The 12,182-nt window shown below is 64.4% G+C and carries 9 protein-coding genes and 3 pseudogenes; 1 reads left to right on the forward strand and 11 read right to left on the reverse strand.

The window, feature by feature from the left end:
• Positions 1-30: 30 nt before the first annotated feature.
• The 11 genes and pseudogenes from ACU0DV_RS06835 to ACU0DV_RS06885 form a co-directional block, all read right to left on the reverse strand.
• Entirely contained in the window at positions 31-624 is a 594-nt protein-coding gene (locus ACU0DV_RS06835) for a regulator (RefSeq protein WP_149789824.1), read from the reverse strand.
• Between the two features lie 74 nt (positions 625-698).
• Positions 699-2,681, reverse strand: a complete 1,983-nt coding sequence (locus tag ACU0DV_RS06840; RefSeq protein WP_446273535.1) for a ParB/RepB/Spo0J family partition protein — start codon at positions 2,679-2,681, stop codon at positions 699-701.
• Positions 2,682-2,839: 158 nt separating this feature from the next.
• The gene (locus ACU0DV_RS06845) at positions 2,840-3,229 is read right to left on the reverse strand and encodes a DUF3768 domain-containing protein (protein ID WP_446239210.1); all 390 of its coding nucleotides are present in this window, start codon (positions 3,227-3,229) and stop codon (positions 2,840-2,842) included.
• Positions 3,230-3,316: 87 nt separating this feature from the next.
• Positions 3,317-3,526 carry a DUF6330 family protein gene (locus ACU0DV_RS06850; protein WP_149789827.1) on the reverse strand — a complete coding sequence of 70 codons (210 nt, stop codon included), beginning with the start codon at positions 3,524-3,526 and terminating at the stop codon, positions 3,317-3,319.
• Positions 3,527-3,549: 23 nt separating this feature from the next.
• A pseudogene (locus ACU0DV_RS06855) lies at positions 3,550-3,765 on the reverse strand (zincin-like metallopeptidase domain-containing protein); the annotation flags it as partial.
• A gap of 56 nt (positions 3,766-3,821) precedes the next feature.
• Complete coding sequence (locus ACU0DV_RS06860; protein ID WP_028093970.1) at positions 3,822-4,724, reverse strand: ArdC family protein; 903 nt, start codon at positions 4,722-4,724, stop codon at positions 3,822-3,824.
• Positions 4,725-4,775: 51 nt separating this feature from the next.
• Positions 4,776-6,992: an integrase gene (locus tag ACU0DV_RS06865; protein WP_028093971.1), complete on the reverse strand. Its 2,217-nt coding sequence runs from the start codon at positions 6,990-6,992 to the stop codon at positions 4,776-4,778.
• On the reverse strand, positions 6,989-8,776 hold the full coding sequence (locus tag ACU0DV_RS06870) for a hypothetical protein (protein WP_028093972.1): 1,788 nt from the start codon (positions 8,774-8,776) through the stop codon (positions 6,989-6,991). Before ACU0DV_RS06870 ends, ACU0DV_RS06865 begins: the two co-directional genes overlap by 4 nt.
• The gene (locus tag ACU0DV_RS06875) at positions 8,773-10,122 is read right to left on the reverse strand and encodes a tyrosine-type recombinase/integrase (RefSeq protein ID WP_028093973.1); all 1,350 of its coding nucleotides are present in this window, start codon (positions 10,120-10,122) and stop codon (positions 8,773-8,775) included. The genes ACU0DV_RS06870 and ACU0DV_RS06875 overlap by 4 nt, the downstream gene beginning before the upstream one ends.
• 174 nt (positions 10,123-10,296) lie before the next feature.
• Positions 10,297-11,025: pseudogene (locus ACU0DV_RS06880) on the reverse strand (ArdC family protein); the annotation flags it as partial.
• Positions 11,026-11,065: 40 nt separating this feature from the next.
• Positions 11,066-11,551, reverse strand: coding sequence for a hypothetical protein (locus tag ACU0DV_RS06885; RefSeq protein ID WP_149789500.1), 486 nt, complete (start codon positions 11,549-11,551; stop codon positions 11,066-11,068).
• 277 nt (positions 11,552-11,828) lie between these two features.
• Between ACU0DV_RS06885 and ACU0DV_RS06890 the strand changes: the two are divergent.
• Positions 11,829-12,182 (forward strand): annotated as a pseudogene (locus tag ACU0DV_RS06890) (Fic family protein); the annotation flags it as partial.

Raw genomic sequence — 12,182 nt, forward strand, 5'->3', positions numbered from 1 at the left:
CGCGGCGATCGGTATAGAAGAGCCAACCCATCACGCCGCCCTCCGGTCATCGATTTCCATCAGCGCATCGAGCGGCACGCGGTAGGGCTGCATGGCGTCGAAATCCTCGCAATTGCCGCAGTTCTGCACGATCGCGAAGGTATCGCAGGCATCCTTGAGGATAACCCGGAAGGTGCCGCCGAGGCCCGAGGGCACTTCGTAGGTTCCGCCGATGAGATAATCCGAGGCCCGGCGCACGAAGACGCGGATGCTGTGGCCATCGGTGGCGAGCCGGATGGCCCCTCGCCCCCGGTCGATGAGCACCTGCACGTCATCCAGGATGTCGGTGTAGAACTGGCCGGTCAGATCACGAAACGCCATGCGGCGCTGCGCCATCCAGTCGGTGTCCCGAAACGGGTTCATGCCGTCGGCGAAGGCGAAGGAAGGATCGGCCTGCTCGGTGGTAACGATATGGGTGGTCGTGCCATCGATGCCGTTGGAGCGCAGATGCACACCATTGCCGACGATGAGGATCAGGGCGGGCCTGTCCACGGGTCCGTTCCAGTTGGGCAGGAAGGTTTTGCAGGCGCGCGCATGGGCAATTTGCGCCGCGACAGCGGAGGCAGAGAACTTGAGAATAGCCATGGAGATGTCTTTCCGTTGGGTATGAGAGGATCGACCCGCGCGCGCGAAATACTTCGCGCGGGTCGCATGAGGACTCAAGCCGCTTGCGCGACCTCGCCGTCAGGCTCGGGGGTTTCCGCAGCGGGCTCCGCCTCATCACGGGCGACACCGGCGGTCTGCATCATGGGCGGGCACCAGGCGGCCACGGCAGCGCGCTGCGCGTCCGTCAGCGTGGCGAAGGGCTCGGCAAAGAGCTTGTCGCAGAAGGTGACGATCTCCTTCTTGCTCGAAGAGGCCAGTGTCACCGCCTCCTGGGCGAGACCCAGATCCTCGCCGAGGATTTTCAGGAGCCATGCCTTCTTGAAGCGGTTGAAGAGCGCCGCATTCGGCGTCCAGTGGGCGCGGATGTCGGGCATGATCTCGATCTCGAACGCATGCATCAGGCTGTCGCGCTGGCGGTCCCGCGCGAAGCAGGACTGCGTGGTGCTGGCCGTGGCATAGGCCACGAGCTTGGCCTTCTCGCCGGCCTCCAGCGCGCGAAACGCCGCGAACTGATCGGCGGGCGCGCGGGCGTCATCGAGCCAGGAGAGATCAAGTGCATCATGCGCCGCCGCCACCTGCTCGAGCGAGGTCTCGTCGATCTCGTCCATCTTGGCATGGCTGCGGTATTCCTTGCGGGCATCGATCTTGATCGCCTGCGTGACACTCATGCCGCTGGCCAGAACGTCACTGACCAGCTTGAAGAGCGTCAGATCCAGCGTGGCCTCCGGATGCAGCGCCATCGCGGCCCCAAGCGCCATGGCTCGCTCGGTCTTGAGGTCCTCAGCCAGCGAGGCCGGGTAGCTGATCTCGCCCGGGTCAGGGGCCTCTTCCCCCGTCTGGTTACTCGAGGCGCCGCGCGTGCCCTCCGCTTTTACGGTGTCCTCCGGGCGTACGAGGCCGATATGGAGCATCACCTGACCACTCGACCAGGACGCGACCACGCCTGCACGGGCCAAGTCCTCGGCGCTGTAGGCCTCCTGCAGGTCGCGGGCTTCCTCTTCCAAGGCGTCCACGCGCTCGTAAAGCGCGTTGTAGGCACCGTCCTCGAGCCCCTCATCCTCCATCTCGAGCTGCAGTTTCTCGAGTTCGGCGGTGATCTCATCGATGCGCTTTTGCGCAGCCTCATCAGGCTCGATCGGGCCGGGATAAACGTGGCCGTAGTCGGCCATGGTCGCGTAATCATAGCGGACCATCGCATCGGCCCAGGCAAAGCCCAGCTTTATGCGGGCCTCTTCGGCGGCGGCACCGAGCTTCTCGAGCAGGATGGTTTCGACCAGCGCTGCATCCTCCAGCACGGAATGCTCTTCCAGAAGGTCAGCCGCGACGGCGCCGCCGCGGGCCTCGTAGTCCGCGCGCACGAAAGCCCCGATATCATCGCTGACCTGCACACCGCGGGATTTGAGCGCCTGACGGACCGTGTAGGCCTGCAGATAGCCGCCGTCCTTCGTGAGCGCCTCGAAGACCTCGCGCTGCGCCTCCTGGCTCGGGTGCTCGGCGAAGGCTTTCATCGTGTCGAGCGTGATCACCTTGCCCCGGGCCGCGGCGCGGATGTCGGGGTGGATAAGGCCATAGCGCAACCGGCCTTTCACGGCCGCCACCGTGGCGCCGAAGGTCTTTGCGATCGTCTCGGGCGTCTGGCCGTCGACCTCCATCATCCGGGCGAAGGCCTCGAACTCGTCGATGGCATTCATCGGTGCCTGGGTGATGTTCTCGGCGAGCGACAGCGCCGTGGTGACGTCGCACTCCTCAGGGACAAGGCGGCAGTCGACCTTGGTTTTCGCCGTGAATCCCTTGCTGGCCTTGTCAGCGATCAGCTCCTTCAGGGCTGCATGGCGCCGGCCACCGGCGAGGACAGCATATTTGCCGTCAAGCTTCTGAACCAGAAGCGGCTGGAGCAGGCCCAGCACAGCGATACTGGCCTTCAGATGGGCGATGTTTTCGGGGTCATAGGTTTCCGGGGAGTTGCTGCGCACATTGGCGGGGTGGGCTGTCAGATCGCCAATAGCGACGGAGACGGGTTTGAAGCTTGTGGTCATGGGGTTTCCTTTTCGGTGGGTTTGGAGCGGCCCGCGCATTCAAATGTGCGGCCAATCCCCGGATCCGGGGATCACAAGGACAAAAGGCCCGCTCTCCCTTTTGAGGGGTCAGCGGACCTTGAGTTTGCGAATGGGTTTTCTTGGGAAGAGCCCCTGCCCTACCAGTCGCGCGCCATCATGATCGTCAGCACGCGCATGGTGGTGGCGGGATTGTCCGGGGCTTCGGCCCCGTAGCGGAAATCGGAATCCGCTTCATAGAGATCAATCTTCCAGAACACGGTCTCGCCGCGGACCTCGACCGCCCCGAAATCGCGCCATCCCTCGGGGTCATTTTCGGGTTCGAACGTGTCGAACATGCCCGTGGCCTTCACGGCCTCGGCCATGAAGCCGTCGCCGGCCTCCATAAGCGAGCGGGTCACATGCATGCGGCCCTGGATGGACTGCGCGGGCGGTATTCCGAGGCAGGCAAGCTTGCGAAACGCGTCGTTCTGCGCTGCAATCACACTCGGATCAGGGCGGTCTGTCTGGGGTTGTGCTGTGATGGTCATGGGGCTCTCCTTTGAGAAGTTGAAACACCCAATCCAAAGCCCGCTTTTTCTTTTCCGCTTGGCGGATGAATCGAGGCCGAAGGCGCCCTACCCGAACAGCCCTTTGGGTCTGTAATTCGGGTTGGGGATGGTTTCGATCCAGCCGCCTTGTTCTTTGATGCTCTCGAGCGCTGCCGAGAGCGGATAAGCGCCCTCGGCAGCGCTCCACCAATAGGCACCGCGCTTGAATGTGATGATCTTGCGGCGGCCGTCAGCGAAGCAGGCCACCCGCAGCGTCTTGGGTTCCTTGCGTGACATGGGAGTCTCCGGCCTTTGTGCAATCAGGCGGCCTGGGTGCTCGCCCCTGCCCTACCCGCCTCCGATCTGGCGATCAGGTAGTCGCAGGCGCGCTGCGCATCAGCGGCGTGCTTGAAGATCGCGTTCTTGTCAGAGCGCAGAACGCGCAGCCAGTTGTAGAGATACGCCGCGTTGATCTCGAGCGTATGGGCCGTGAAGCCGAGCGTCTGGCCAAGGAACACCGAGGTCAGCTCGGCCACATATCCTGACAGTCCAGCCCCATTCTGAAATTTTCCGGCAATGAGAACGGTTTTGGTCATGCCGCTACCTCCTCTGCATGGGGCTGCTGCGCATGCATCCAGTCGGCCGCCTGCTGCGCCTTGCTGGCGGCGGTGAAGATGGCCTTGGGGTCGTCTTTTAGGACCTTGAGCCACGAGGCAATATAGGCGGCATGATCGGGGCGCGGATGGTGGGCGATCCCGAGGTCTGCCAAGACGAGCCCGCTGAGAATTTCCACACAGCATTCTTCGGCGGCATAGGCGGCCGAACCAAAGCGACCGGAAAGATCGCGGTCGAGCCTGTGCTTTGCGCCACTGGCGTGACCGTTCTCGTGTAGCCAGACACCGTAGAATGACGCGGCATCGCGAAACGAAGTGAACTGCGGCATGAACACGGTGTCGGCCGACGGGCGGTAATAGGCTTCCGATCCACCGAACTCCGTCTTGACGCCCAAGTTTGTGATGAACGCTTCCGCATGGGCAAGGCGTTCAGCCTCGGGCAGCACAGGGGTCGCCGGGCGCTCGTACCCGTCCACCTGAGCGATATTGAAGACAGAAAATGCGCGGGCGAACATCCGTCGATGCCCGTCATCATCGTCATCGTCGTCGGCCTGCTGGGAAACCTTGATCTCCCTCCACAAGACGACCGTGGTGGAGCGTTCTCCTTTACGCACCTGCGCGCCAGCATCCTGCCATTGCTTGTACGTTCCCCAGATACCGTCGCCATATCCGGCGGCAAAGCCCGTGGCCCAGAGCGCCAACGTGTTTATGCCGCGATAGCGCTTGCCGGATGAAACGTTGGTCGGACGCGCTATGCTGCTCCCGTTGTGGAACCAGGGCGCACGCCAGTCGCCGGCGCCGGCCTCGATGGCGGCGATGATCTCGGTGGTGATACGATTATAAACATCGGCGCGCCCGGCCGATGAGGAAGATCGGGACATGACAGGTCTCCAGGACGGGCGGAGCAGGCCTCTCCCGCTCTCCTCATCCCGTCACTCACCCCGATCCCAAGCTTCCTCTCCCTTTACCGCCGCCCGAACGGGCGGCGTCGCGCCCTCGGGCGCGATCCGGGCCAGCACACCCTCGATCCGGTCAACCTCCTGCTGGAGCGCGGTCCGCTGCAATCCGGGCAACCGCTTCTCGCGCAGCAACATGCGTGCCTCATCGGCACTCCGCTCCCAGACGGGCCTGTGATGTTCCGCGATGCAGGCGTTCGGGCAGCGGGTCGGTTCACAAAGTGCTGTCAATGGGCGGTCTGCCGCGGCATCTGTCACGCGCTTGAGGCACAGGGCGGTTGCCGGATCGAAGAAGCAATCGGCAAGCGGTCCGACATGCAGGGTGCGGGCCAGACTGGCGAGCATGGTGCGCAGACGAGACCGGTCGGCGATCATCGGCGGCAATGGCCCAAGCTCGGTGGCTGTCTCGTCGAGGGTACGCGCGACACGAGGACCGGCCGGCCCACCAAGGTCGGCCCCGCCGCGCCGCCTGTCGAAATACTCGAGCAGATCATCGATCTGGCCGAGCCGACGTTGCGCCTCGACCTCGGCGCGGAAACCCGAGGCGCTGCTACCCGCGTAGCCTTCGAACGCGGCGACGGATGCATGCTTGTACTGGATCATGCCGGCCACCGTTCCGAAAGGACGGTTTGCGATGTGCCATGCGATCGTGCGACGAAACTGGCGGGTCGTGATCCGCCAGGGCTTGCCGTCCGGCCCGGGCGGTATGGCGGGCGCCTCTTCCGTCCCGAACAGCCTGTTCAGGTGGTCACGATAGGCGTTGATCTGGCGCACGATCTCGGCGGAGACGTGCGGTTTGCTACTTCGCGTCACTGACAGCACAGGCCAGAGCGTATCGAGACCATGGGCAACAGCCGCGCGCCGGGTCAACTGTTCGAGCACCCCGATCGCATCGGCGACGGGCTCGATGGTCACCCACTCTGCCGGCGCTCCCCGGGCCCCCTTTCCCTTGTAGGCGGTGGAACGGACGCGGTGTCGTGACACGGTGCCGTCCTCGCTGCGCGCAAGCGTCAGGCATCCCCGGCGCATCGCCTGCACCTCACAATCGCGCATACCGGTCAGATAGGCGCAGACCACATAAGCCGCTGCCTGCAGCATGCGCTCTTCCAGGACGAGGGATTTGGCATCGAAGCGGAGCCGCCATGGCCGGCCGAGATCGGCATCGACCGAGATCGGCGTATCCATGCCGCCGGGTTCGATCCCGATATCCGCGATGGCGGCAGCGATGAGATCGGACGCGCCGCCGGCGAGAGCGAGATGCATCGCCGGCTCCCTGGCGGCATCGACCCCTACGTGAAGATGCAGAAGCTGCACGTTGACGACGGGCAGAAGCTCCCCGCTTACCGGATCGACGGATGCGGAACCGTTGGGCGGGCTTGCCCAGACCGGCACGCCCCGACCCTGCCGCGCGCGGGACCGGAAATAGCGCGCCAGTCGCTGCCGTTGCCGGCGGCGGCGCTCCGCATGCGGCAATCCCTGTTCCGCAACGAAAAGCCGGTCGCGGCGCGCTTCGAGCCGGGAAAGCTCACGCCGGGCGGCGAGAATGTCCCCTGCGAATACCGTGATGTAGCGCAGCGACCATGCCAGAAGCGGCGCAATGATCGGCTCGGGGATGCGCGGGGTCCGGTTCTCGGGAACATGACGATAGCCCGCGACGCGTGCGGGTGGCCGTCCGTCCCACGGTTCGAACGACAAGCCGCCGGCGGGAAGGTGCTCACGGTAGAGATAGAAGTCGATGACGATCTCGAGAAGCTGCCCGACAATGACGGGCCGCCTTGCCGGGTCCTCTCGGAGATGCCGCGCATAGGCGTCGATCAGCGGAGGATCAATGCGGGCAAGGTCCAGCGCGCCCAATCGTTCGCGGACGAAGGCGAAGAAGCGCCGCGCCCGGTTGAACGCCTGCCGCACACAGCTGGGCGGCAGCTTCGGACGATGGCCGGGAAGGTCGACATTGAGACGCGCATAGAGATAGGCGCGCATCATTGCCTGCACATCGGCATCTTCCAGCACGTCGAAATGCACGGTGACGTGGCAGCGCCGGGCGTTCTCGCGGAAGACGGCCGGACCCAGATCCCAGCTTGGATCGCCGACGCGCGACAGGTCCTCGCGGGCATGGCCCGGCTTGAGCGGCGCGCACGCCAGCACGGGCCGATCGTCGAACGCGGGAGCGCGAGCAAGGGCGGGCGCGGTCATGCGCGCGCCTCGGGAGGCAGATAGAGGCGCTCCTCCCCGGCGCGTAACCGCGCTTCGGCGACAACGGCATCGGAAAACGCGGGCAAGATCTGATGGACGATCCGGGCATGAACCTGCCCGAACTTGACCATCCAGTCGGGACCGGGAAGCCCCTGCCGCTGGTCTTCGACGAAGGACAGGAAGGCCATGATCGCGGGGAGCTTGCGGGCGGTGATGACGGCGTTGGGGCAATGGAGGCATCCCCAGAACGGCTGTTGGCATGGCGAGCCGGCCTCGGCGAAGGGGCTGCTATGGAACCCCGCGCAGGCGGCGAGCCAGAGATCCTGCTCCCCATCGAGAATGGAACCGACCGCATCCGGCGGCATCAGCGGCCCGGCCTGTTCGGGCGCTTCGCGCAGCGTCTTCTCGGCTGCTGGCGCGAGGATGGTCGGCATCGCGGCGACAACAGCGTCGCGGAAGGCATCGGCGACGGTGGCCTCGTGCAGGGGCCGCAGCGATGGCAGATCGGCGTAGTGGCGCGCCGCGACCTCGGGCGTGTGGCCGACCGCGAAGCGGGCGATGTACCCCTCAGTTTTGGTGTACCACAGCGCCTTGTGGGTTTTGCGAAGCCGGGACAGCAGAAGATGGAGCGGCTTGCCGTCCTCATCGACAATCCGGTGCCGTGCCACCCAGGCGTCGAGGCGTTCGCGCGGATGACGGATGCCGGCATGGAGACCGCCGACGCTGTGGTAAACCCAGAGACAATCGGTGGGCAGATGCTGACGGGCGACGGTCGTGATCTCGATCAGCCGGCGGAGAAGGCCACCCGGCGTGCCGAGGCCGCCGTCGCGCACGCGCATGCTCTTGTGCCCGGCGGCGCCGGCGCGTCGCTTCAGGTATCGCAGTTCGACGGTTCCGGCGGAGGGATTGGCCAGGCAATCGACCGTCAGCGCCTTCAGGCATTCCGGCTCGAGGCCGGTATCGAGAGCAAGCAGCACGAGCAATGGCGGCAGATCGGTGACGTGCAGATGATGCCGACGATGCAGGTCGTCGATCAGCGTGCTGATCGGCAAACCGCGCCGCAAGCGCATGAAATAGAGACGGCGCAACTCGACGCTCTCGGTCCGAACGGCTCCATCGCGCGCGATGAGAGCTTCGACATCGGCCCGCGCTCCGGCAATGACCGGATCGCCCTCATCGGTCCGATCCTCGGTGCCGATCCGGCGGAATATCGCTTCCACGTCCGTACGGGCCGCGTCGCGCAGCGCACGGGCGACGAAGGGGCTGTAGGCATCACGCGGGGTCGAGCGTTCCGCCGAGGTCGCCATTGTATAGCGCAACCGCTCATGGAGGTCGGGCGTGATACTGTCGGGCCGATCCGCCTCTATCGCACGCAGCGTATTGACGATCTTGCTGACCGTCACATGCCGGTAGATCGCGCCCATTCCCCCGCGTTCGAGTGCCGATGCGAAACCCTCGACATGGGCTGCGCGCATGTCTTCGGGCCCGTCCACTTCCCCCGCCTCATCGGAAAGCCAGGTGAAGAAACGGCGATAGGAGTTTACATACTGTTTGATGACGCTGGCCGCACCGATCGGGCCGCCGAGCGCGGCCGACCGGCGCAACGCGCTGGCAAAGGCGATAGCGAGCGGACGAGGATCGAGATTGGTCATGTCAACCAGGACGGTCCCGCCATGCCGCGCCTCGATGACGAACCTGAGGCCGAGCACCGGATCGGGCTTGGCTCGCTCCGGCGTGACGCGCGCGAAAGCAACGGGCCTGCCCTTGCGGGGACGCCCGCTCATGCGCCCTGCGGTCCCGGCAGCAGTGCCAGCAACTTCTCGACCGCCGAATCCACCGTATCGGCGCGGGTCGCGATATGGTCGAGATAGATATAGGTGGTGGCGAGGCTCGCGTGGCCGAGCAGGCGTTGCACCTGCTGCAGCGGGTCGCCCAGGATCAGCCGGTAGCTCTCCATCGGCCCCGCCGGCAATGCGGCTTCGCGCAGACGCTCCTGGATCAGCAAAGCGAGCATATGGACCGCGAAGGTGTGGCGCAGCTGGTGCGGGCTGATCGACAACGAGAAACCATAGTCTCTACAGCGCTTGCAGGCGCGGGCGAAGATCACCTCCCAGGAATTGGGTCGAACGGGCTGTCCGACCTCGGTCAGCCATAGCGCCGCGGGCTCGCGCGGCGTTCCGTTCTCGTTGCACAGGATCAGACGGCATCGTTCCTCTGGCGTGCAGACATCGCGCATGCGGTCGAGACCGGCGTCGGTGATATGGATCGGCCGGTCAAAGCGCGCCGCGCCATTGCGCGCGACGAATTTGGCCGCGCCTGCCGCGCGCTCGACATCGATATAGGCCGCGATCTGACGAAGCAGCCGGCGTGGGACCAGAACACTTCGTCCGCGATCGCCCTTGGTGAGCGGCGGCGGCAGGCGCAACCAGAGCTGCCGGTTCTCATCGCCGTCCGGAACAATGACCGCGAGATCACCGGAGAGCAGACCTGAGGCTTCTTCCAGTCGCAAACCTGTCGTGACGAGCAGATCGGCGAAGAGCGCGTTGCGCAATCCGTTCCGATCACGTGCGCCGGGGCGTTCGCTGCCGTCAGGCGCGAGGCCGCGCAGACCGACCTCGCGGAAGATGCGGTAGTCGTCCATCGTGACGAACCGGACATCCGACCGCTTCGCAACACGTTCATAGGCGTCGTTGCGCGCGGCGATCATTCCGCGACGTCCACCCTGCGCCGGTCGCCACACGGCACGACGGTTGAACGGTGCCTCGGCGATCAGCCCTTGCCGCTCGCCCCAGCGATAGAGGCGATCAAGGCTGGCGACGGCCCTGTTCCAGCTTGCCGCCGTGATCCGCTGACCAGCATCGCCGCGCCGACGCGCACGATGATAAGCCTCGACATCGTCGCGGGTCGCAGCCCATACGGTCTTGCCGCAAGCATCGAGAAAGCGAAGCCAGACTGTCACATCATAGGCCTGGGCGCGAAGCGAATGCCGCGATCGAATCCCCGATAGCGGCAGGTCGAGAAAGAAGCGATCCAGATCGGGGTCGTAGAGCGCGTCGCCGCGCAGGATCAACGGCACATGCGCGGCGAGACCCCCGGCCTCGCGACGCTCGCAAACAGAAATAATCGACACCAGCGCAAAACCCTCCCCATGCCCCCACCCGGCGCACGCTTCGGCCCGGCAGTTCTCAGGCTGGCCGCCGCCAGCTCTTTGGTAAGCGCGGCGGCCAGCCTGAAAACTGCCTACCGTCAACGCCTGTCACCCATCCTACGGCAAGGTGGCATGCGGTGCAGACTGTCAAGATAAGGCGACGATCTCTTCGCGGGCATAGGCCGTGTTGCCGAAGCGTGACAGGCCGTAATCGCGGTTCAGCCGATGGCGCGCCTTTGTGGCATGGGCGAGCTCATGCGCCCAGACCCCGTAGAAATTGCGCGGGTTCTCGAACCGCGTGATGGGCGGCATGAAGACCTTGTCCACGGGTGGCAGATAGTAGGCTTCCGTCCCCGTGAAGACGGTCGTGATGTCGATGGCGTCGAAAAACGCCTGCATATGCGGGATGGGCTCGGACGGCGAATGTTCGGGTGTCGGCTCCGGATCTGGGAAGAAACTGTCTGGCAAGCCCTCGATCTGGCAGGCATTGAACACGCGGTAGGATTTCTGGAAGCGGAAGATGCGGGCTTCCTCGGAGCGATCATCCCCGTCGCTGCGGTCATCCTCATCGCCGGCATCCCTCCGGCTTTGACCGTAGTAAACGACGACAGAGGACTTTTCGCCCTTGCGGACCTTTGCGTCCAACGCATTGGCTTGCGGCAGCGTCATCCAGAAAGGTGAGCTGTGGCCCGCCATCACGGTCCGCATCGTCAGCAGGAAGTTGTTCACCCCCTGGTAGGGTTCACCGCCCACGCGCAGGGGACGAGAGCTGCCCCCTGCGGTCCATGGCTTGCGCCACGGCAGGACGCCGCGCTCGATGATGCGGATGATTTCGTTTGTGATGACCTCGGAGGCATCGAATTTGGGCGTGCGGGATCGGGCCATGGCTGGCCTCCTTTCGAGTTTTGGTGAGAGGGAATGGTGATCAGGCTGACTGACGGGGCCGCGGATCATTGGTGATGCTCACGCCAAGCTGTTCGACCATGTCGATGTAGGTGATCAGCGAGACGGACTTGCCAGGCCCCCAAGGTTCAGGGTCGACCGATCCGTCCCGCGTCACCCGCGGCAAGTTCGCGAAGGCGATGAAGTCACTGATGGGTCGGATATCGATGAACGGGGTTCCTCGTGCGACCGCGAGGGCGGCCAAGGGAAAGCGCTCGATCGGCGCGAGGGTCGAGACGGTGGTCCAACCGAGATGGATGAACGTGCCGCCCTCTCCGCAGATCACATGGGCATTCGGCAGCGTCGCCGCCTGCCTGAGATAGCCGAGATCACGCAGGACGGTCTCGCGCTCGAGCTGCAGTGCCTGGCCCGTCTGGCCAGTTCGGCGTAGTTCCTTGTGCCGCCACCACGAGGCAGCGGTCGCGCGTAACACGCGCAAGACACCTGTTTGCATCGGAATGCCCTTCATCAGGAAAGACAGACCGGAATCCGGCCCGGACCCATCTGAGGGACCCCAAAGGCCCTCATCCGTCAGTCACAAAACCCGAAGAACACTTTCTCTTTTTCCGGCCCTTTTGGGCACACAACAAAACCGAAAAGCCCGGCCCTTCTGCCGAAGCCATTGATTTCATGCAGCAATTCTAGATCGGCAGCCAAGATCGGCAACGCATATCGGCAAAACCTTGCTTGAAAGTACGAAATGTGTTTATTTTTCAATTACTTTGCAAACATGGAAGATCGGCAAAATGCTGGAGACACCCGCCAGGATCGAACCCTGCTTCTTTGAGGAGCATATTCCTACAGAACTGGCAGACCTTTCGGTCGACATCCAGAGGCAAGCCACCGGGCTGGGACAAGGGTTGCATCCTGACAGCGCAGCCGAACTTGCCGATCTCGTCCGTGTGATGAACTGCTACTACTCCAACCTGATCGAAGGACACAACACGCGCCCCCGCGACATCGAAAGGGCGCTGGCTGGTGCCGAGCTTGAGGAAGAAACCCGTCCCCTCGCCCTTGAGGCCCGGGCGCACGTCATCGTTCAACGGGCCATCGACGAGATGCATCGCAAGGGCACCCTGCCCCGCCCCACATCCGTCGAA

This window comes from Sagittula sp. (genome assembly GCF_052825245.1).